21 protein-coding genes, 1 other RNA gene and 1 riboswitch are annotated in these 19,696 nt (G+C 68.9%); of the genes, 20 read left to right on the top strand and 2 right to left on the bottom strand.

Translation table 11 applies throughout. The features are described 5' to 3' along the window. Window positions 1-2: 2 nt before the first annotated feature. The 4 genes from ACZ6WN_RS20220 to ACZ6WN_RS20205 all read left to right on the top strand — a co-directional run bounded on the left by ACZ6WN_RS20220 (window position 3) and on the right by ACZ6WN_RS20205 (window position 3,936). Window positions 3-683, top strand: coding sequence for a response regulator transcription factor (locus tag ACZ6WN_RS20220; protein ID WP_176884042.1), 681 nt, complete (start codon window positions 3-5; stop codon window positions 681-683). Window positions 684-915: 232 nt separating this feature from the next. Beyond that, window positions 916-1,072: riboswitch (cyclic di-AMP (ydaO/yuaA leader) on the top strand. Between the two features lie 2 nt (window positions 1,073-1,074). Beyond that, window positions 1,075-1,893, top strand: coding sequence for a C40 family peptidase (locus ACZ6WN_RS20215; protein ID WP_465867067.1), 819 nt, complete (start codon window positions 1,075-1,077; stop codon window positions 1,891-1,893). 140 nt (window positions 1,894-2,033) lie between these two features. Beyond that, entirely contained in the window at window positions 2,034-3,152 is a 1,119-nt protein-coding gene (gene prfB / locus ACZ6WN_RS20210) for a peptide chain release factor 2 (RefSeq protein ID WP_465867066.1), read from the top strand. Between the two features lie 4 nt (window positions 3,153-3,156). After that, on the top strand, window positions 3,157-3,936 hold the full coding sequence (locus ACZ6WN_RS20205; protein WP_465867064.1) for an alpha/beta fold hydrolase: 780 nt from the start codon (window positions 3,157-3,159) through the stop codon (window positions 3,934-3,936). Between the two features lie 136 nt (window positions 3,937-4,072). On the opposite strand, the gene ACZ6WN_RS20200 is transcribed toward ACZ6WN_RS20205, so the two are convergent. Continuing rightward, window positions 4,073-4,690 carry a hypothetical protein gene (locus tag ACZ6WN_RS20200; protein WP_465867062.1) on the bottom strand — a complete coding sequence of 206 codons (618 nt, stop codon included), beginning with the start codon at window positions 4,688-4,690 and terminating at the stop codon, window positions 4,073-4,075. Window positions 4,691-4,765: 75 nt separating this feature from the next. Here ACZ6WN_RS20200 and ftsE point away from each other — a divergent pair, with 75 nt between their 5' ends. The 12 genes from ftsE to ACZ6WN_RS20140 all read left to right on the top strand — a co-directional run bounded on the left by ftsE (window position 4,766) and on the right by ACZ6WN_RS20140 (window position 15,488). Next, window positions 4,766-5,455 (top strand): cell division ATP-binding protein FtsE, encoded by a 690-nt coding sequence (ftsE, locus tag ACZ6WN_RS20195; protein WP_357338891.1) that lies wholly within the window; start codon window positions 4,766-4,768, stop codon window positions 5,453-5,455. A gap of 56 nt (window positions 5,456-5,511) precedes the next feature. Next, window positions 5,512-6,420 carry a permease-like cell division protein FtsX gene (ftsX, locus tag ACZ6WN_RS20190; protein ID WP_465867061.1) on the top strand — a complete coding sequence of 303 codons (909 nt, stop codon included), beginning with the start codon at window positions 5,512-5,514 and terminating at the stop codon, window positions 6,418-6,420. A 53-nt stretch (window positions 6,421-6,473) separates the two neighbouring features. Beyond that, window positions 6,474-7,739, top strand: a complete 1,266-nt coding sequence (locus ACZ6WN_RS20185) for a peptidoglycan DD-metalloendopeptidase family protein (protein ID WP_465867059.1) — start codon at window positions 6,474-6,476, stop codon at window positions 7,737-7,739. 57 nt (window positions 7,740-7,796) lie between these two features. Continuing rightward, a complete protein-coding gene (gene smpB / locus ACZ6WN_RS20180; protein WP_008358688.1) occupies window positions 7,797-8,276 on the top strand; it encodes an SsrA-binding protein SmpB in 480 nt (159 codons plus the stop codon). Between the two features lie 95 nt (window positions 8,277-8,371). Next, window positions 8,372-8,742: a transfer-messenger RNA gene (ssrA, locus tag ACZ6WN_RS20175) on the top strand. Between the two features lie 323 nt (window positions 8,743-9,065). Beyond that, on the top strand, window positions 9,066-9,947 hold the full coding sequence (locus ACZ6WN_RS20170; protein WP_465867058.1) for a phenylalanine 4-monooxygenase: 882 nt from the start codon (window positions 9,066-9,068) through the stop codon (window positions 9,945-9,947). Window positions 9,948-9,984: 37 nt separating this feature from the next. Continuing rightward, the gene (locus ACZ6WN_RS20165) at window positions 9,985-10,812 is read left to right on the top strand and encodes a hypothetical protein (protein ID WP_465867057.1); all 828 of its coding nucleotides are present in this window, start codon (window positions 9,985-9,987) and stop codon (window positions 10,810-10,812) included. Beyond that, window positions 10,809-11,216, top strand: a complete 408-nt coding sequence (locus tag ACZ6WN_RS20160) for an HIT family protein (protein ID WP_465867056.1) — start codon at window positions 10,809-10,811, stop codon at window positions 11,214-11,216. The genes ACZ6WN_RS20165 and ACZ6WN_RS20160 overlap by 4 nt, the downstream gene beginning before the upstream one ends. A 117-nt stretch (window positions 11,217-11,333) precedes the next feature. Continuing rightward, window positions 11,334-12,245, top strand: coding sequence for a glycerophosphodiester phosphodiesterase (locus tag ACZ6WN_RS20155; protein WP_465867054.1), 912 nt, complete (start codon window positions 11,334-11,336; stop codon window positions 12,243-12,245). A gap of 76 nt (window positions 12,246-12,321) precedes the next feature. Then, complete coding sequence (locus ACZ6WN_RS20150; protein ID WP_465867053.1) at window positions 12,322-13,473, top strand: glycerophosphodiester phosphodiesterase; 1,152 nt, start codon at window positions 12,322-12,324, stop codon at window positions 13,471-13,473. A 107-nt stretch (window positions 13,474-13,580) separates the two neighbouring features. Continuing rightward, complete coding sequence (locus ACZ6WN_RS20145) at window positions 13,581-14,348, top strand: SDR family NAD(P)-dependent oxidoreductase (RefSeq protein WP_465867052.1); 768 nt, start codon at window positions 13,581-13,583, stop codon at window positions 14,346-14,348. A 99-nt stretch (window positions 14,349-14,447) separates the two neighbouring features. Beyond that, window positions 14,448-15,488, top strand: a complete 1,041-nt coding sequence (locus ACZ6WN_RS20140; protein ID WP_465867051.1) for a DUF3048 domain-containing protein — start codon at window positions 14,448-14,450, stop codon at window positions 15,486-15,488. A 9-nt stretch (window positions 15,489-15,497) separates the two neighbouring features. Here ACZ6WN_RS20140 and ACZ6WN_RS20135 read toward each other — a convergent pair whose 3' ends face one another. Beyond that, the gene (locus ACZ6WN_RS20135; protein ID WP_350664140.1) at window positions 15,498-16,187 is read right to left on the bottom strand and encodes a TetR/AcrR family transcriptional regulator; all 690 of its coding nucleotides are present in this window, start codon (window positions 16,185-16,187) and stop codon (window positions 15,498-15,500) included. A gap of 124 nt (window positions 16,188-16,311) precedes the next feature. Between ACZ6WN_RS20135 and ACZ6WN_RS20130 the strand changes: the two genes are divergently transcribed. The 4 genes from ACZ6WN_RS20130 (at window position 16,312) to ACZ6WN_RS20115 (ending at window position 19,641) form a co-directional block, all read left to right on the top strand. Continuing rightward, window positions 16,312-16,842 carry a hypothetical protein gene (locus ACZ6WN_RS20130; protein WP_465867049.1) on the top strand — a complete coding sequence of 177 codons (531 nt, stop codon included), beginning with the start codon at window positions 16,312-16,314 and terminating at the stop codon, window positions 16,840-16,842. Window positions 16,843-16,996: 154 nt separating this feature from the next. Then, complete coding sequence (locus ACZ6WN_RS20125) at window positions 16,997-17,563, top strand: YqgE/AlgH family protein (RefSeq protein ID WP_465867047.1); 567 nt, start codon at window positions 16,997-16,999, stop codon at window positions 17,561-17,563. A gap of 21 nt (window positions 17,564-17,584) precedes the next feature. Then, window positions 17,585-17,863, top strand: coding sequence for a DUF3039 domain-containing protein (locus ACZ6WN_RS20120; protein ID WP_465867045.1), 279 nt, complete (start codon window positions 17,585-17,587; stop codon window positions 17,861-17,863). After that, window positions 17,860-19,641 carry a DEAD/DEAH box helicase gene (locus ACZ6WN_RS20115; protein WP_465867043.1) on the top strand — a complete coding sequence of 594 codons (1,782 nt, stop codon included), beginning with the start codon at window positions 17,860-17,862 and terminating at the stop codon, window positions 19,639-19,641. The genes ACZ6WN_RS20120 and ACZ6WN_RS20115 overlap by 4 nt, the downstream gene beginning before the upstream one ends. The last annotated feature ends 55 nt before the right edge of the window (window positions 19,642-19,696 follow it).

Raw genomic sequence — 19,696 nt, 5'->3', positions numbered from 1 at the left:
TCATGTCGAACTCCGTGCTTGTCGTAGAAGACCAAGAGGACATCGCTGCTCCCCTGGTGCGCACGCTCCAGCGTGAGGGCTATGACGTCACCTGGGTCGACTCCGGCAAGAAGGCGCTGGAGCTGCTGGCGCCTCCCTACGACGCCGAGCTGGTGCTGCTCGACCTCGGCCTTCCGGACATGGACGGCCTCGAGGTCTGCAAGGCCGCCCGTGACAACGGCTACGAGGGCGGGATCATGATCCTCACCGCCCGTGACGCCGAGATCGACCTGGTGGTCGGTCTCGACGCCGGTGCCGACGACTACCTGGCCAAGCCGTTCGCGCTGGCCGTCCTCCAGGCGCGGGTCCGCGCCCTCCTGCGCCGCTCGGGTCCGGTCGAGCCCGGCGCCGACGACGACGCTCTGCGCATCGACGTGGCTGCCCACCGGGTCTACGCCGGCGAGCGCGAGGTGACCCTGACCGGCAAGGAGTTCGCGCTCCTGGCCGTCCTGGCCGCCTCCCGCGACAAGGTCGTCTCCCGTGACCGGCTGATGGCCGAGGTCTGGGACGAGAACTGGTACGGCTCGACCAAGACGCTCGACGTCACCGTCGGACGCCTGCGCCAGAAGCTCGAGGCGGCCGGTGTCCAGGAGAAGGTCGTCGCGGTCCGCGGCGTCGGTTTCCGTCTCGAAGCAGCGGAGTAAACGCAAGTCCGACACGGCGTCATATGCGGGTTCAACGCGTGAGATGACTCACAAACGACGGCAAAAACACGCGTAACCACGCGGAATGTGCTCGAGGAGCGAGCATGCGGGATTGGATCCGTCCCAGATCGCGTGTCACCTTGGTTGAGCCGTGCAGAACGCACGACCGGCCCCGGTACACGCCGAATCCTGTCCCTCCGGAAGCCGGCCCCTACGACTGAACCCCCATCACCCTCACATTCAGCAGTACGTATGGGACAGGAGCGGGGGACCCAAGTTCCACGCGACTAACTCGGACGGTCGCTTGGGGTGAAGCCATCGCACGATGGCCGGGCAACCTTCTAGCCCGAACCCGACAGCTCACCTCGCAGGCGTGGGAAGGAACTCACGCATGTCCAAGTCCGTATCTCCTCCTGCCCATCGAGGCACGCCGCGCCCGCTCCGGTCGCCGAACGCCTCGATCGCCCGGACGATCGCAGGATCCATCAGCGGCCACAGCAAGCTCATCGGCCGCATCACCCTTGCCAGCGGCATCGCCGCCGGCGCCCTGGTGGCGGTGCCCGCCGCCAACGCAGCAGCCCCCGTCTCCCACGACACGACCACCGTCGAGTCCACCGTCGAGGCGGCCAAGGTGGTGGAGGCTCCGACCCTGGAGGCCTCGGCCACCCCCACGGCGATGCTCACCGACATCAAGCAGCTCGAGAGGGCTGTCGAGGTGCAGGAGCGCAAGGCCGAGGCAGCCCGCAAGGCGGCCGAGGCGAAGCGCAAGGCGGCGATCGCCGCCAAGAAGGCCGCCGAGGCGAAGAAGAAGGCCGAGGCCGAGGCGAAGGCCTTCGCCGCGAGCCGGGAGGGCAAGATCGAGCGCGCGATCAGCGTCGCCTCGGAGCAGATCGGCGACCCGTACGTCTGGGGTGCCACCGGTCCCAGCTCGTTCGACTGCTCCGGCCTGACGCAGTACGCCTTCAGCGCCGCCGGCATCGAGCTTCCCCGGGTCTCCCGGGACCAGGCCGCTGCCCTGCCGACGGTCCCGAACGACCAGATCCAGCGCGGCGACCTGATGTTCTGGGGGAGCCCCGTCTACCACGTCGGCATCTTCCTGCGGTGGGAGAATGGTCAGGCGATCATGCTGCACGCCCCCAAGCCGGGCGCGTCCGTTCGTGAAGAGGCCGCCTGGGACGGCTGGTTCGCCGGTTCGACCCACCAGGCCTGAGGTTCTCGGGGTCCTCACCCCACATATCCCCCTGGCGCTCGCCCTCCGGTCCCCGTACCGGAGGGCGAGCGCATAACTCGGGGAGGAGGAGTGGGTCGGCGAATCGGGTGCGGCACCAGGCGTCAAGTAACCTGTAAGACGTGGCAGGCCCCGAATTCGACACCGAGATCAAGCAGCTCCAGGCAACGATGCAGACCATCGGCCAGGTGCTGGACCTGGACGCGATGCGCAAGGAGATCGCCGACCTCGGCGAGCAGGTCGCCGCGCCCGACCTCTGGGACGATCAGGACAACGCCACCCGCGTCACCGGACGTCTCTCCCTGCTGCAGGGAGAGCTCAACAAGTTCACCGAGCTCGCCACCCGCATCGAGGACCTCGGCCTGATGGTCGAGATGGCTCAGGAGGAGGGCGACGCCGACACGCTCGCCGAGTCCGAGGCCGAGCTCGGCCGGGTCAAGAAGGCCGTCGAGAGCCTGGAGATCCGCACCCTGCTCTCGGGGGAGTACGACTCCCGCGAGGCCCTGGTCACGATCCGCTCCGGCGCCGGTGGCGTCGACGCCGCCGACTTCGCCGAGATGCTGATGCGGATGTACGTCCGCTGGGCCGAGCGCAACAAGTACCCCGTGGAGGTCTTCGACACCTCCTACGCCGAGGAGGCCGGGCTCAAGTCCGCCACCTTCGCGATCCACGCCCCCTACGCCTACGGCACCCTCTCCGTCGAGGCCGGCACCCACCGCCTGGTGCGGATCAGCCCCTTCGACAACCAGGGTCGTCGGCAGACCTCCTTCGCCGCGGTCGAGGTCGTGCCCGTGCTGGAGCAGACCGACGAGATCGAGCTCGACGAGAACGACATCAAGGTCGACGTCTACCGCTCCTCGGGCCCCGGCGGCCAGTCGGTCAACACCACCGACTCGGCGGTGCGGCTGACCCACATCCCCACCGGCACCGTGGTCTCCTGCCAGAACGAGAAGTCGCAGCTGCAGAACAAGGCCGCCGCGATGATCGTCCTCAAGGCCAAGCTGCTCGCGCTGAAGAAGGCCGAGGAGGAGGCGCACCTCAAGGAGCTCAAGGGCGACGTCGCCGCATCCTGGGGCGACCAGATGCGCAACTACGTCCTCAACCCCTACCAGATCGTCAAGGATCTGCGTACGTCCTACGAGACCGGCAACCCCCAGGCGGTCTTCGACGGGGACATCGACGGGTTCCTCGAGGCCGGCATCCGGTGGCGCCGCGGCGCCGAGAAGGCCGACCAGAACTGACCTGATGGTTGCGCTGACGCGCACCAGGCTTCCACTCCCGGGCCGCGGGGCGGCGTACGTCTATGACGCCTGCGGCCCCGAGGACGGGGTGCCGATGGTGCTGTTGCACGAGCTCGGAGGCAGTGCGAAGAGGTGGCAGGGGGTGGTGCCGCCGTTCGCGGTCGGGCACCGGGTCCATGCCTTCGACCTGCGTGGTCACGGGGACTCGGACTGGGCCTCGGAGTACTCCCACCGGCTCATCGCCGACGACGTCATCGTCGCGATGGACGCGCTCGGGATCTCGGGTGCCGTGGTCGTCGGCCACTCGACCGGCGGCAACGTCGCCCTCCTGGTCGCGATGCACCGACCCGACCTGGTCTCCCGGCTCGTCATCGAGGACGTCGTGCCGCCCGCGCCGCGCGAGCGCCGGTCGCCCGGGCGCGCGGCCAGGCCGACGCCCCACGACTGGGAGTGCATCGCGTCCCTGCTGGTCGAGGCGACGACGTATGACGCCTGGATGTGGGCGCAGCTCGAGCTGCTGCCCATGCCGACGCTGATCGTGGCCGGTGGCGGCAACAGCCACATCCCGCTCGCGGACCTCGAGAAGGTCGCCCGGCGGATCCCGAAGGCCGATCTCGTCCACTTCGACGTGGGTCACTTCGTGCATCGCAACCAGCCTGCCGAGTTCGCCGACACCGTCCTGGCCTGGCTCGCGTCGCGGGCTGGAGGCGACGAGCCCCGCGTCGCGGGTGGGGTCCCCATCCCTAAGGACCCCACCCGCTCTCGCCAGCCGGCTCTGCTCTGACTCAGTGCCCGCGGCGGCGCACGCCGCCCGGTGAGGTGCCTACCCGGCCCGAGCGACTAAGTCGATTAAAGCACTCGACTTTGGGTCGATGCAAACGACGCGCCGGTTTCGCAGGCCCGATCGGCGCGGGCAGGAGTCAGGCGGCGGCCGCGGTGAGGGTGACCAGGCACCAGCGGGAGGCGCGCTTCTGCAGCGTCGCGGTCGGCTCGCCGGCCTTGCCGGTGAGCTCGCAGGAGAGCCAGGCGTCGCCGAAGAGGCCGCGGTAGACCACCTTCGGCTGCTTCTTCGCGTCGGTGCAGGTGAGGGTCACCGACGGCTTTCCGTACGCCGGTGTGGAGGCGGCCTTGCAGCCCTTGGGCACGCTCTTGGTCATCTGCGTGGCCCAGTCCAGGGTCACCGGCGGGGCGAAGACCCAGGCTCGCGCCGAGGTGGCCGAGCCCTCCGGGCCGGTCCAGATGCAGCCGTACTCCTGGGCGACGTCGCTGACCTGGCTCGAGATGGCGGTCTGGTCGCCGTCGCCGTAGGCCTTCTTCTCGGTGGCCGCGCCGCCGAGGGCCTCGGTCGCGTCCTCGGTCGGGACCCGGTCGCAGAACGCGCCGCGGCGTACGTGCATCGTGGTGGTGTCAGCGGTGCTGAGGTCGCCCTTCACCTCGGGGACCTCGGGCTCGTCGTCTTTCAGGGTGAGCACGCCGACCCCGACCGCGATCGCGGTGAGGACCACGGCACCGATGAGAATCCGGACTGCAGAGCGCACGCCGTCAGAGTACAGGGGCAGGTATCTCAGAGCCGAAGTGTTGAGCCCACCCACCGTTGCACTACCCTCGGTGCGGTGATCCGCTTCGAGAAGGTCAGCAAGGCCTACCCAGGGCAGGCGCGCCCCGCCCTCAACAGCCTTTCGATCGACATCCAGAAGGGGGAGTTCGTCTTCCTCGTGGGCCAGTCCGGCTCGGGGAAGTCGACGGCGCTCAAGCTGATGCTGCGCGAGCAGCGACCGACCACCGGCCGGGTCTACGTCGCCGGCAAGGAGATCAACCGGCTCGCCGGCTGGAAGGTGCCGCGGCTGCGCCGCCAGGTCGGCACGATCTTCCAGGACTTCCGCCTGCTGGCCAACAAGAACGTCGCCGAGAACGTCGCCTTCGCGATGCAGGTGACCGGTCACTCCAACCGCGAGATCCAGCAGCGCGTCCCGGAGACGCTCGAGCTGGTCGGTCTCGACGGCAAGGGCGACCGGATGCCCGACGAGCTCTCCGGTGGCGAGCAGCAGCGCGTCGCCGTCGCCCGCGCGTTCATCAACCGGCCGATGATCCTGATCGCCGACGAGCCCACCGGAAACCTCGACCCCGGCAACACCGTCGGCATCATGCGTCTGCTCGACCGGATCAACCGGTCCGGCACCACCATCGTGATGGCGACCCACGACGTCCAGATGGTCGACCAGATGCGCAAGCGCGTCATCGAGCTCGAGCACGGCCACCTCGTACGCGACCAGGTGCAGGGCGGGTACGGCGCTCAGTTCTGAGCCCGCCCCCTCACCCCGACCAGGCTCAACGCCCAGAAAAGGTTTCTCGACCCGTCATGCAGCTGCGCTATGTATTCACCGAGCTCCGCCAGGGGCTACGCCGCAACCTGTCGATGCACGTCGCGGTGGCCCTGACGCTGCTCGTCTCGCTCACCCTCGCCGGCGTCGGCCTGCTGCTTCGTGAGCAGGCCCAGCTGACCGAGGAGGTCTGGGGTGACGAGCTGCAGATCACCTTCTACATGTGCAACGGCGCCAACGACCGCAACCCGCAGTGCGCCGGCGCCGTCGACGACAGCCAGAAGAAGGTCATCACCGACGCCCTCGACGACAACCGCTACGTCGACAAGATCGAGGAGGAGAGCCAGGAGCAGGCCTACAAGCGGCTGCAGGCTCTCGACGTCGAAGGCGTCAGCGGTCCGGACCCGGTGGTGAAGTCCAGCGACATGTGGGAGTCCTACTGGGTCACGATGACCGACCCGCACCACTCCGCCGAGATCATCGAGGCGGTCGCCGGCCTGGACGGCATCGACCACGTCGGCGACGTCCACGAGGTCACCGGGCCTATCCTGGCCGCGGTCGACGGGCTGCAGAGCGCGGCCCTGGTCGGCGCGATCGTGCTGGTCATCGCGGCGCTGCTGCTGGTCGCCAACACCATCCGGCTGGCCGCCTTCGCCCGCCGCCGCGAGATCGGGATCATGCGGCTGGTCGGCGCCTCGACCCTCTACATCGCGCTGCCGTTCCTCCTGGAGTCGCTCGTGGTGGCCCTGGTCGGGATCGGGCTGTCCGGGATCGCGCTGGCCGCGGTGATGTACTTCGGCGTCGAGCAGCGGCTCTCCGCCACCGCGGTGACCCAGTGGGTCGGCTGGGAGGAGTTCTTCAGCTCCTTCGCGATCGTCGCGATCCTCGGCATCCTGCTGACGCTCGTCCCGACACTCTTGCTCACGAGGAAATACATCAAGGTCTGATCCGGATCCCCTACCGTCGTTCGGTAACACTTCCCACAGACCGAGGTTGATCCGTGCGCGCCTTCCCCCGTGCCGGTCGGCTGGCTGCTGCGCTCAGCTGCGCAGTGGTGGCTACCGTCCTGCTCTCGCCGTCCTTGCCGTCCTCAGCGGACGAGAAGGACCGGCTCGAGCAGGAGCAGCGGGAGGTCCAGCGGGACCAGAAGGCCGCTGCCGAGGACCTGGAGCACTCCAGCAAGGGGCTGCGCGAGGCATCGGCGACGTACGACGCTGCCCGGAAGAAGCTCGACCGGGCCCAGAGCCGTCTCGACGAGCTCAACGCCAGGCTCGCGGAGGCACAGGCCGCCCATGCCGAGCTCGAGGCCGAGCTCGCCGAGCAGAAGCGGCTGCTCGCCGAGGCGAAGCGGGAGCTCGCCGAGGGCCAGGCCGAGGTCAAGGTGCAGCGCGAGGAGATGCGTGACGAGATCCTGACCCGGTTCACCGGGGGAGACCCGCGGCTCGCCCAGGCGGCGGCCCTGCTCTCCGGAGGCTCGCTCGAGGACCTGATGCGCCAGCAGACGTACGTCGAGGCGGCTTCCGCGGGCCAGGACGCCACCCTCCAGCGGATGGAGGCGACCGAGACGATGCTCGTGGTCCGCGAGGGCGAGGTGCAGGAGGCGACCGACGCGATCGCGGCCAAGGAGAAGAAGGCCCGGGAGCTCGTCGCCGAGGTCGACTCGCTCCGGGACCAGGCCGCCGCGGCGCACGCCGAGATGTCCACGCTCGCCGACCAGGCAGCCACCGCGAAGCGGTCGGCCGAGGCGGCCAGGGCGGCGGACGCCGCCGAGCTGCGCAAGCTCGAGGCCGAGGAGTCGGCGCTGCGTACGAAGATCCGCTCGCTCGCCTCCGCCGGGTCCGGGGCCGACCGCAACGTCGGCTCGGTCGGCGGTCTCTTCACGATGCCGGTGAGCGACACCTACGTCACCTCGCCCTACGGCATCCGCAAGCACCCGATCTACGGCTACGTCTCCCTGCACAACGGCACCGACTTCCACGCGCCGTGCGGTGTCCCGCTGCGCGCTGTCGACTCCGGGCAGATCATCTCGACCTCCTACTCGAGCGTGTGGGGCAACCGCCTGCACCTCTATCTCGGCCAGGTCAACGGCCACTCCTACACCGCCGTCTACAACCACATCTCCAGCTACGCCGCGCGCTCGGGGACCGTCGGGCGCGGTGACACCGTGGCGTACGCCGGCACCACCGGCTGGTCCACGGGCTGCCACCTGCACTTCACGATCCTGCGCGACGGGACCCCGGTCGACCCGATGCCGCTCATCGGCTGATCGTTGGGCCGGCTAAACGTTTCGCGGTCGTGACCGTCCTCCTGAGAGAATGGACGAATGGCGAAGGAGCAGGGGCGCAAGATGATCGCGCAGAACAAGAAGGCGCGACACGACTACCACATCGAGGACACCTACGAGGCCGGCATGGTCCTGCAGGGCACCGAGGTGAAGTCGCTGCGTGAGGGTCGCGCCTCCCTGGTCGACGGCTTCGTCGACATCGACCGCGGCGAGGCCTGGATCCACGGGATCCACATCCCCGAATACCTCAACGGCACCTGGACCAACCACGCCGCCCGGCGCAAGCGCAAGCTCCTCCTGCACCGTGCCGAGATCGACAAGATCGAGCGCAAGGTCGCCGAGAAGGGCCTCACCGTCGTCCCCCTCGCGCTCTACTTCCTCAACGGCCGCGCCAAGGTCGAGATCGGCGTCGCCAAGGGCAAGAAGTCGTGGGACAAGCGCAACACGATCGCCGAGCGTACGGCCAAGCGGGAGGCCGAGGTCGAGGTCGGGCGCAAGCTCAAGGGGATGAAGGGGTAGCGGTCGCCTGCGGCGGCAATAACCGAGTGGGGAATGCGGGCAGGGGCCTGTAGTGTTCTCTTACTGCCTGGACAACGGGCATTGAAAACTCAAAAGGGGCTGATCGGTTTCGACTTGGGACGTTGCTCCCAGGGGAAGCGGGTCGAGGAGCCAGCGTCATCTCGTAAACGATCGCTGGAAACCAATAACTGCCAACGCTAAGCGCAGTTCCTTCGCTCTCGCCGCCTGAGCGGTGATCGAAGCGTCTGACCGAGTATCCGTCTCCGGCTCGGATCCAGGCGTCATCTAGGAGACTCCACCTCATGCACATGCCGACGGGGCATGAGGGACATCTAGTCGGCTGATCCTGTCGGGGACGTGTCTGCGTCGAGCCCCGGGGATGAGAGAACGCCACCCACAGACTGCACCCGGAGAAGACCTGGCACGGCGCTCGAGGACCGGGGTTCGATTCCCCGCAGCTCCACTCGATCGAGGGCGGCGTGTGCTCGCGGAAAACGCGAGCCACGTCGCTCTCGTCATTTGTCCGCGCTTCGCGCGGAGGCGGGGGCTTCGCCACCCGCACCCCCATCTCGTGCGGCGCGTTGCTGGAGCGTCGCGGCGGGGATGTCCCCGCTCCCGTTGGGTCCGTGTGGTCGGTTGGTTGCGCGTGGTCGGTTGGTTGCGCGTGCTCGGTGTTTCCTCGTACGGCCTCTTGAGAACGTAAGACTTCCTGCTGTTCATCTCCCTGACAGGAGGCCTTTCCTGGCATGCGCGATAGGGTTGTGAGGCGTACGTCACATGGAGGTAAGGATGTTCGAGGAAGGACAGCTCTACTCACCCGTCACCGTGGGTGAGGATGGGCAGGTCGAGGTGCATCTGGGGGACAACCACCCCGGGTTCGCAGACCAGGACTACCGGGCTCGACGCAGCGAGATCGCTGGCGCGGCGCTCGGTTGGAAGCCGGGGCAGCCAGTGCCCCGGATCGACTACACCGAGACGGAGAACGAGATCTGGCGGACGGTCTGCCGAGAGATCGCACCGCTGCACCACAAGTACGCCTGCCGCAACTACATCGCGGCGGTCGAGGCTCTCAACCTCCCCCAGGACCGGGTGCCGCAGCTCGACGAGGTGAGCGCGGGCCTGAAGCCGCTGACCGGCTTCGAGTACGTCCCGGCCGCGGGGATCGTCCCGCTGGAGGAGTTCTACGGCAGCCTGGCCGACGGGCAGTTCCACTCGACGCAGTATCTGCGTCACCACGCCGTGCCGCTCTACACCCCGGAGCCCGACATCATCCACGAGGTGATCGGCCACGGGAACCTTCTCGCCGACCCGCAGGTCGCGGAGGTCAAGCGCCTCGCCGGCGCCGCCGCGCGCCGTGTAGAGACCAGGGAGGCGCTCCAGGTCGTCGCCGACGTCTTCTGGTTCACCATCGAGTTCGGGGTGCTCCACGAGGACGGTGACATCAAGGCTTACGGGGCCGGGTTGCTCTCCTCCTACGGCGAGATCGAGGAGATGCACGAGGTGGAGGTGCGTCCGATCGACTTCGCTCAGATGGCGACCGTCGACTACGACATCACTCACTACCAGCCGGTGCTCTTCGCCGCGGAGTCGTTCAGTCACATGGTCGATGAGGTCGGCAACTTCTTCGCGACCTGCGACGACGACACGCCGCAGCGTCTCGGCGCCGTCTAGGCCGATTCGACGACATCCGAGGCGTTAGCCTCGGATGATGATCGACAGCTACCGCAACCGTGCGTTGGAGGCGGCGCTCGCTGCCGCCGACGCCGACGCGGTCGGTGCTGCGCTGCGTACGGGGCAGGTTGTCGTTCCCCAGCTCGATGAGGCCCGGATCAGGGTCTTTCCCGGGGACCGCGGCAACCGGCCGCCGTACGAGGCGATGCTCTTCTCCTCCCAGGAGGCGCTGGAGACGTTCCTGGCCGAGGACACCCGCCGGCGCGCGCAGCTGCGCAACGCCGACGGGCTGCGGGAGTTCCTCATCGCCAACATCGAGGAGATCGCGTACGTCACCTTCGACCCGGCCGGGCCGAACCGGTTCCGGGCGGGCATCAGGGACGTGCTCAAGGCGCTCGGCCCCAAGCCGCACGTCGACCTGCGGCTGCCGAAGGCGCAGGAGTGGTACGTCGTGGACATGTCCGATGAGGACGTGCGCGACTACCAGCTCGCCGACCTGGCCGACAAGGTCCTCCCGAAGGTGCAGCGGTCCAGGATCGAGCAGCCCGACTGGGCGCGGTGGATGGCGGCCGCCAAGGACGCGGCCGCCGAGCAGGGCGCGGCGTTCCTGGCCTACTGGCTGCAGCGGGTCGGGCGGCGTCCGGCCGGGCTGGCGGTCGCACTGAGCCGGCCGGCACCGTTCGGCATGGTCCGGCACCCGCTGCAGGCGGAGACCACGACCGTGGGGGAGCGGTGGGTGGCCTCGCCCGACCGGCTCTACGAGTCCCGGTTGATCTACTCCTTCCCCCACCCCGACCTCGCCGACCTCGCCCTGCCGACCGTCGACCTCGTGGTCGCCACGCTGGCGTGGGGGGATGAGTCGTGAGCTGCGTCTTCTGCGACGTGGTCGCCGGCGACCTGGCGGCCGAGATCGTCTTCGAGGACGACGGCTTCCTGGCCTTCCTCGACCACCGGCCGGTGCAGAAGGGCCACATGTTGATGGTGCCCAGACAGCATCTCGCCACGCTCCTCGATCTCCCTCCTGACCTGCACGGACGCTTCGTCGCGAACGCTCAGCGCCTCGCTGCCGCGGTCGTCGACGGACTGGGCGCCCAGGGCAGCTTCGTGGCGGTCAACAACGTGGTCAGCCAGTCGGTCCCGCACCTTCACCTGCACGTCGTCCCGCGCACCCGCGGCGACGGGCTCAAGGGCTTCTTCTGGCCGCGCCACAAGTACGGCGACGGCGAGCAGAAGGAGTACGCCGACCGGCTGCGCGCCGTGCTGGGCTGAACCAGCTGGCTGAGTTCACCGAGGCGTACGGCTTCGGCCATCGACAGGTCGGGGCGCGGTCGGCGGCGACCGATTCACTCGAGATCAGTTGTTGTCCACTGATCCCGGGAGTGCGCAATGTCGCTGTCGTCCGTCGCGTCCAAGACCTTCACCTCAACGCTGGCCGGCGTGGCGCTGGCCGCAGGCACGATGCTCGTTCCGGTGGCGGTCAACGCCGTCGAGGCCCACCGGGCCGCGGACATCACCGTCACCGCACACCGAGGGGCGAGCGCGTACGCCCCGGAGAACACCCTCGCTGCCTTCGCCGTCGGCATCGAGCAGCGCGCCGACTGGATCGAGTCGGACGTGCAGGCGACCAAGGACGGCGAGCTCGTGCTGGTGCACGACACCACCCTGTCGCGCACCACCGACGTCGAGCAGCGCTTTCCTGGCCGCTCGCCGTGGAACGTCAGGGACTTCACCCTCGCCGAGATCAAGACGCTCGACGCCGGCTCCTGGTTCGGCGAGGAGTACGCGGGGGAGCCGGTGCCGACGCTGAAGGAGATGGTCCGGCTGGTGCGTCCGACGAGGTCCGGGATCCTGATGGAGCTCAAGTCGCCCGAGCTCTACCCCGGCATCGAGAAGCAGGTCGCAGCCGAGTTCGACTCGTTCCCGGGCTACGTACGCTCCGCGGTCCGCGCCGGGAGGCTCGGGGTGCAGAGCTTCGACTTCGAGTCGATGAAGACCTACAAGTCGGTCCAGCCCGAGATGCCCGTCGGCCTGCTCGGCACCCCGGCCTACGCCGACCTGGACAGCTACACCTGGGCCGACCAGATCAACCCCCACTTCGGCTCCTTCGACGCGGGCTACGTCACCCGGGTGCATGCGCTCGGGATGCACATCCACTCCTGGACGGTCAACGACGCCGAGACCATGAGCGCCGTCCTCGACCGTGGTGTCGACGGCATCATCACCAACAACCCCGACGTGCTCCGCGAAGTGATCGGCGAGCGGCGTACGCCGTCCGTAGACTCGAGCGATGCGGCCTGAGGCGTTTCGACAGATCGTCATGCCACGTTCACCGCACACCGGCCCCAGGGACTCCCGGGGCCGGTGTGATCGGGGCATGACCACGCTGAACCCCACTCGCATGCGTACTCTCGCGCTTGCCGCCGCCGCGGCACTCGCCGCCGGGACCGTTCTGGTCCCGCACCTCGCCTCTGCGGCAGCCACCACCGAGACCGCCGTCCAGGCGGCCAAGCACAAGCACGCGGGACCGATCGTCTTCGGTCACCGTGGTGCCTCCGGCTACCGGCCCGAGCACACCCTGGCGGCGTACGACCTGGCCATCCAGCAGGGCGCCGACTTCATCGAGCCCGACGTGGTCTCGACCAAGGACGGCGTGCTCGTCGCCCGCCACGAGAACGAGATCTCCGGCACCACCGACGTCGCCGACCACCCCGAGTTCGCCGGTCGGAAGGCGACCAAGACCATCGACGGCAAGGCGCTGACCGGCTGGTTCACCGAGGACTTCACCCTCGCCGAGCTGAAGACGCTGCGCGCCAAGGAGCGCATCCCGGGCGACCGTCCGGCCAACACCGTCTACGACGGCCTCTTCGAGGTGCCGACGCTCGAGGAGGTGCTCGACCTGGTCGAGGCCAAGGAGGCCGAGACCGGCCGTACGATCGGCGTCGCCCCGGAGACGAAGCACCCGACGTACTTCGACTCCATCGGTCTCTCCCTGGAGGAGCCGCTCGCGAAGATCCTCAAGCGCCACGGCCTCGGCGGCAAGCGCGCCGCGGCGGTGATCCAGTCCTTCGAGGTCAGCAACCTCAAGGACCTCAACCGCATGGTCGACACCAAGCTGGTGCAGCTGATCGACTTCGGCGGCGCTCCCTACGACCAGGTGGTCGCCGGGACCGGCGTGACCAACGACTACCTGGTCACCGACAAGGGCCTGCGCAGCATCAAGAAGTACGCCGACCAGGTGGCGCCCTACAAGTACTACTTCATCCCGCGCACCACCGACAACACGCTCGGCGAGCCCACCGACCTCGCCCGCCGGGCCGAACGCGCCGGGCTCCCGACCGTCATCTGGACCATGCGCGCCGAGAACAAGAACCTCCCGGTCGAGTGCCGCAAGGGCACCGACCCGATCGCGATCGGCGATCTGGCCTGCGAGGTCGGCGCCTACCTCGACGCCGGTGTCGACGCGTTCTTCACCGACCAGCCCGACCTGGGCGTCGCCGCGCGCGACGCCTGGCTGGAAAATCGATAGAACCTACCAATCAGTAGACACCTCGCGACAGCACGTACGGCCCTCGCTACAGTCGGCGGGGGCCGTACGTGTTCGTGGGGCCGGTCACAACCAAAGGAGTTTGAGTCATGGGTCGTTTCGACGGACGCGTCGCAGTCATCACCGGTGCAGCGCGCGGGATCGGTTTCGGAGTCGCCACGCGTTTTGCCGAGGAGGGCGCCTCGGTCGCGATCATCGACCTCGACGAGGCCGCCGCCGCTGAGGCCGCCGCCAAGCTTCCGCTGGCCGAGGGTGCCAAGGCGATCGGCATCGGCGCCAACGTCGCCAAGGCGGAGGACACCGAGGCCGCGGTCGCGCGCGTCGTCGAGGAGCTCGGCGGCCTGCACATCCTGATGAACAACGCCGGCATCACCCGGGACAACCTGCTCTTCAAGATGACCGAGGACGACTGGGACCTGGTCATGAACGTGCACCTCAAGGGCCACTTCCTGATGTCGAAGGCGGCTCAGGCGGTCTTCGTGAAGCAGAAGTACGGCAAGATCATCAACGTCTCCTCCACCTCGGCCACCGGCAACCGCGGCCAGGCCAACTACTCCGCCGCCAAGGCCGGCGTGCAGGGCTTCACCCGCACCCTCGCGCTCGAGCTCGGCCCGTTCGGCGTCAACGTCAACGCCATCGCGCCGGGGTTCATCGCCACCGAGATGACCGACCAGACCGCGGCCCGCCTCGGGCTCGACGTGGACGAGTTCCGCAAGCTCTCGGCCGACGCCAACCCGGTCAAGCGTGTCGGCGAGCCTGCCGACATCGCCGCCGCCGCTGCCTTCCTGGCCAGCGACGAGTCCTCCTACATCACCGGCCAGACCCTGTACGTCGACGGCGGCGCCACCGTCGCCTGATCCAGCCGAGCAGGGAACCCCGGGCGCGCCCGGGTTGGGTGCAACGATTACCGTCTGACACTCGTCTTGGTACTGAGCCGAAGCAGATGGAGATCGATGATGCGTACGTCCCGCCCGGGGTTCCTCCTGCGAGCAGCAGCAACGCTGGCCGCCGCGGGTCTGGTGCTGACCGGCTGTGGCTCCTCCGAGGAGCCCAAGGAGACGAAGCCGTCGCCGTCCGCGCCGGCTGAGCCCGACCACGAGCCGCTGACCGGCGTCGAGCTCCCCGAGGGGCAGACCGCCGCGCGCAAGCACCCCGCCTACATCGTCAAGATCGACAACACCTCGGCCAGCGACCCGCAGTACGGCGTCGCCAAGGCGGACATGGTCGTCCAGGAGCTGGTCGAGGGTGGCGTGACCCGGCTGGCCGTCGCGTACTACTCCCAGCTTCCGAAGGAGGCCGGACCGGTCCGTTCGATGCGAGCGACCGACGCTGGGATCGCCGCGCCGATCGATGCCAAGATCATGACCAGCGGCGCGGCCCCGTACACCTTCGCCCAGCTGAAGAAGCACGACATCTCCTGGCTCGACATGTCCACCCCCTACGTCGTACGCGACACCAGCAAGCCCCACGACTTCCTGCACAGCGTGGTCGGCAAGGTCGCGAAGGCCGGCAAGGCCGCTGCGAAGGACGGCAAGGCCAAGCGGCCCGGCGACTTCATGCCCTGGGGTGACGCGAGCACCCAGCTGGCCGGTGGCAAGCCCGCCAAGGCCGTCGACGTGAAGTTCTCCCCGGCGCGCACGGACAACTGGATCTTCAAGGGTGGAAAGTACCGCCTGCAGAACAACTACATGGCCAAGAGCGGCCAGTTCCTCGCCGACACCGTCGTGGTCGCCCAGACCAAGACCACCATCGCCCCCTACAAGGACCCGGGCGGCGCGATCGTGCCGGTCTCCCACTTCACCGGCCGTGGCAAGGCGTGGATCATGCGCGCCGGCCAGATCGTCGAGGCGACCTGGGTGAAGAAGGGCGAGAAGGGTGCGGTGAAATTCACCGACGCCAGCGGCGCCGCGATCGAGATCCCGCCGGGCAAGGTCTGGCTGGACCTGATCCCGGAGGGCAACGGCCAGGTCGACCCCGGTGGAGTCAGCGTCAGGTAGCCGGAGGGCTCAGCGCATGTCCTCGACCTTGACGCCCTGCTTCGCCAGGGTCTGCACCCCGGTCAGCAGGTAGGTCACGGCCAGCTCGATGCGCTCGGCCGCGTCCTCGGGGTCGCTGGCCTCGGTGACGGACTCGCCGGCCGCCGACATCGCTCCGAAGAAGAGCCGGGCGAAGGTCGCGACCATCTCGTCGTCGACGGTCCGGTCACCGGCCCGCAGGACGGCGGCGACGATGTCCTCGACGACGGTGAAGGTGGAGCGCTCCTCCTGCTCGCGGTAGCGCTGGTAGCCGAGGACCGCGGGCCCCTCCTGCACGACGATTCGGCGGTAGGTGGGCTGCTGGACGGCCTCCAGGAACGTACGCAGTCCGGCTCGGGCCTGCTCCCAAGGGTCCTTCGTCTCGCGCATGGCGGCGTCGATGCTCTGCGCGGTGGCGGCCTCGACCTTCTCGAAGACGACCTCGTAGAGCGCCTGCTTGCCGCTGAAGTGGTGGTAGAGCGCGCCCTTGGTGACCTCGGCCCCGGCGACGATGGCGTCCAGGGAGGTGCTCGCGTAGCCGTGCTCGGTGAAGAGTCTCTCGGCGACCTCGACGAGCGTCTTCTTGGTCGAGGCGGAGAACTGCTGCCTCCGTGACATCCCCGGCACCGACGGAAGCGGGGGGACCTTGGGGACGAGCTTGCTCACGGACGACTTTGCCACTCACCCACTCTAACGGCCGTGTTCGGAATCACCGTCCCAGGTATTGGCCATACCGTCGGTATGTCCAATACTATAGGTACGTACTCACGGTATGTGAGTGCCCACCTTCCGCAAGGAGCCGACAATGAGCTGGACCAGCCATCACAAGCGCGGGGAGATCCTCCGCGGCGTGGTCGCCGTCATCGACGAGCGTCGAGACGGCCTGCTGCCCATGGATCTTCCCGGCGTCACCGAAACCTTCACCGACGAGCTCGACCTGCTCGCCGCCCTGCAGCTGCGCTGGCACACCCGCCTGTCCGGCCGCATCGAGACCGAGCTCGCCAACCAGCCGATGGACCTCGAGGACGCCGTCGTCCGGGCCTGGCACGGGGCTGCCGACGACCTGCCCGGCATCCGCACGGTCCTCGACCGCTACCACGCGCTCCCCGTCGACGAGGCGATGGCCAACGCACTGGCCAAGTCGCAGACCAAGGAGCACCTGACCCTCGCGGTCATGGCCGGCCGCGGCGCGTTCGCCGACGCCGAGTGCGTCCGTCTCGGCTCGATGATCGAGGCGCGCGCCCGGGCTGAGTACGTCCCGGCCGTCGAGGTCGTCGAGCGCGGCCCCTTCGCCGGCCTCGTCGACATGTTCCGGGCGGTCCGCTCGGCGGCCTGAGAAGGCGTACGGGCCATCAAGCCAGGCTCCGGGTGCCGGCGCGCTCCCTCCCGCGGACTCCCTCCGCATCTCCCTGAGCGCCGGCCCCGGAGCCGTTCCATTTGTTGGTTGCTTGTTACGTCCGACATACCCCAGGTGGTGCGATCATGGCGTCATGACGGAGGAGAGGGACGTACGCGCCGGGCGGCTGCTGGTAGCCACCCCTGAGCTTCGCGACCCCAACTTCGTCGACACCGTGGTGCTCCTGATCGAGGTCAACGACGACGGTGCGCTGGGCGTGGTGCTGAACCGTCCCTCGCCCGTGCCGGTCGCCGAGGTGCTGCATCCGTGGGCGACCTCCGTCGCCGATCCCGACGTCCTCTTCCAGGGCGGCCCGGTGAGCACGGACTCCGCGATCGCGGTCGCGCTCCTGGTCGACTCCGACGACCCGCCGCTGGGCTTCCGCCCCGTGGTCGGGCGCCTCGGCCTGCTCGACCTCGACACGCCCGTCGAGCTGGTCGACGGCACCTTGTCGCGGCTGCGCATCTTCGCCGGGTACGCCGGCTGGGGCGCCGCCCAGCTCCAGGGTGAGGTGGAGGAGGGGTCCTGGTATGTCGTCGACAGCGAGCCCTACGACTCGTTCCTCGACGAGGTGAGCTCGATGTGGGCCGCGGTGCTCCGTCGCCAGCCCGGAGAGCTGGCCTTCCACGCCACGCGACCGCCCGATCCGGAACTCAACTAGAAGACCAGTAGACTGGTCGGCATGGGCATCCTGGGATTCGGCACGAAAGAAGCCCTCAAGGAACGGGAGGACGTTCGCGAGCAGGACGTCCCCACCGAGGAGGGTGACCACGACCGCTACTCCCACTACGTGGAGAAGGACAAGCTGACCGAGGCGATGGTCATGGGCACGCCCGTGGTCGCGCTGTGCGGCAAGGTGTGGGTGCCGAGCCGCGACGGGTCCAAGTTCCCGGTCTGCCCCGACTGCAAGGAGATCTTCGAGGGGATGCCGCCGAGCGGTGGCGAGGGCGACGACGAGTGAGTAGCGCCGACCTTCCCGGCGCCCTCACACCTGCGTGGCCCAACAAGGCCGCGTGGGGCACTGCGCCCAAGCTGCGCGCTTGGCAGCAGGAGGCGCTGTCCAAATATCTGGCCGAACAGCCTCGTGACTATCTGGCCGTCGCGACGCCCGGCGCCGGGAAGACGACCTTCGCGCTGACCGTCGCCGCCGAGCTCCTAGGCCGCAGGCTGATCGACCGGGTCACCATCGTCGCGCCCACCGAGCACCTCAAGGTCCAGTGGGCCGAGGCGGCCGCGCGGGCCGGGATCGCGATCGACCCGACCTACTCGGCCGGGCAGGGCAAGACCTCGGCCGACTACGTCGGGATCGCGGTGACGTACGCCGGGGTGGCGGTCAACCCGCTCGCGATGCGGATCCGCACCGAGCGGTTCAAGACGCTGGTGATCCTCGACGAGGTGCACCACGCCGGCGACGCGCTCTCGTGGGGCGAGGGCGTCCGGGAGGCCTTCGAGCCGGCCGCGCGGCGGCTGGCGCTGACCGGCACCCCGTTCCGCTCCGACACCAACCCGATCCCCTTCGTCACCTACGCCCCCGGCGAGGACGGGATCCCGCGCTCGGCGGCCGACTACACCTACGGCTACGCCGAGGCGCTGCGCGACCACGTCGTCCGGCCGGTGCTGTTCATGGCCTACTCCGGGCAGATGCAGTGGCGCACCCGCGCCGGCGACGAGATCGCCGCCCACCTCGGTGAGCCGCTGACCAAGGACCTGACCTCGCAGGCGCTGCGCACCGCGCTGGACCCGAGCGGATCGTGGATCCCGTCGGTGCTCGCGGCCGCCGACAAGCGCCTGACCGAGGTACGCCGCCACGTCCCCGACGCGGGTGGGCTGGTCATCGCGACCGACCAGGACTCGGCACGCTCCTACGCCAAGACGATCAAGTCGATCACCGGGGAGTCGGCCACCGTCGTCCTCTCCGACGAGAAGGCCGGCTCGAAGAAGATCGCCAAGTTCTCCGAGTCCGACGACCGCTGGATGGTCGCGGTCCGGATGGTCTCCGAGGGCGTCGACGTACCCCGGCTCGCGGTCGGGGTCTACGCGACCACCACCTCGACGCCGCTCTTCTTCGCGCAGGCGGTGGGGCGTTTCGTACGTGCACGGACGAGGGGTGAGACCGCCTCGGTCTTCCTGCCCTCCGTCCCGAACCTGCTCGGCTTCGCCTCCGAGCTGGAGCTGCAGCGCGACCACGTGCTGGGCAAGAAGGTCACCAGCGAGGACGACATCTTCGCCGCCGAGGACGCCCTGATGGCCGCGGCCAACGCCGAGGAGGGCGCCTCCGAGGAGGAGCTCGGTGCCTGGGAGGCCATGGGCTCGGAGGCCCGCTTCGACCGGGTGCTCTTCGACGGTGGCGAGTTCGGCCACTCGGGCGAGGTGCACGTCGGCTCGGAGGAGGAGATGGACTTCCTCGGCATCCCCGGGCTCCTCGACGCCGACCAGATGAAGACCCTGCTCCAGCAGCGGCAGAGCGACCGGGCGCGCAAGCAGAAGTCGGCCTCGGCGCCGGTCGCTGCCGACGAGCCCGCCGCCGCGGTCGCCGCCCACGAGCAGCTCGCCGTGCTCCGCCGCGAGCTCAACGGCCTGGTCGCCGCCTGGCACCACCGCACCAAGACACCCCACGGCGTCACCCACAACCGGCTCCGCAAGGAGTGCGGCGGCCCGCCCGCCGCGGTCGCCAACGCCGACCAGCTCAAGGCCCGCATCGACACCCTGCGTGACTGGGCGGCGCGAGGCTCCGCCTGATTCCTGTCGAGTCGGCCCGCCCTGACCGAAATTCCTGTCGAGTCGGCTCGTCAAG

The organism is Nocardioides sp. NPDC054178 (assembly GCF_055585005.1).
The sequence above is the reverse complement of the archived record's forward strand: the minus strand, read 5'-3'. Positions and strand labels throughout refer to the sequence as shown.

Coding starts and splice junctions, on each gene's coding strand:
- ACZ6WN_RS20145 (WP_465867052.1), top strand. CDS start 13,581: ATGGGTCGTTTCGACGGACGCGTCGCAGTCATCACCGGTGCAGCGCGC.
- ACZ6WN_RS20155 (WP_465867054.1), top strand. CDS start 11,334: ATGTCGCTGTCGTCCGTCGCGTCCAAGACCTTCACCTCAACGCTGGCC.
- ACZ6WN_RS20205 (WP_465867064.1), top strand. CDS start 3,157: ATGGTTGCGCTGACGCGCACCAGGCTTCCACTCCCGGGCCGCGGGGCG.
- ftsX (WP_465867061.1), top strand. CDS start 5,512: ATGCAGCTGCGCTATGTATTCACCGAGCTCCGCCAGGGGCTACGCCGC.
- smpB (WP_008358688.1), top strand. CDS start 7,797: ATGGCGAAGGAGCAGGGGCGCAAGATGATCGCGCAGAACAAGAAGGCG.
- ACZ6WN_RS20150 (WP_465867053.1), top strand. CDS start 12,322: ATGACCACGCTGAACCCCACTCGCATGCGTACTCTCGCGCTTGCCGCC.
- ACZ6WN_RS20125 (WP_465867047.1), top strand. CDS start 16,997: ATGACGGAGGAGAGGGACGTACGCGCCGGGCGGCTGCTGGTAGCCACC.
- ACZ6WN_RS20130 (WP_465867049.1), top strand. CDS start 16,312: ATGAGCTGGACCAGCCATCACAAGCGCGGGGAGATCCTCCGCGGCGTG.
- ACZ6WN_RS20170 (WP_465867058.1), top strand. CDS start 9,066: ATGTTCGAGGAAGGACAGCTCTACTCACCCGTCACCGTGGGTGAGGAT.
- ACZ6WN_RS20120 (WP_465867045.1), top strand. CDS start 17,585: ATGGGCATCCTGGGATTCGGCACGAAAGAAGCCCTCAAGGAACGGGAG.
- ACZ6WN_RS20165 (WP_465867057.1), top strand. CDS start 9,985: ATGATCGACAGCTACCGCAACCGTGCGTTGGAGGCGGCGCTCGCTGCC.
- ACZ6WN_RS20215 (WP_465867067.1), top strand. CDS start 1,075: ATGTCCAAGTCCGTATCTCCTCCTGCCCATCGAGGCACGCCGCGCCCG.
- ACZ6WN_RS20220 (WP_176884042.1), top strand. CDS start 3: ATGTCGAACTCCGTGCTTGTCGTAGAAGACCAAGAGGACATCGCTGCT.
- ACZ6WN_RS20140 (WP_465867051.1), top strand. CDS start 14,448: ATGCGTACGTCCCGCCCGGGGTTCCTCCTGCGAGCAGCAGCAACGCTG.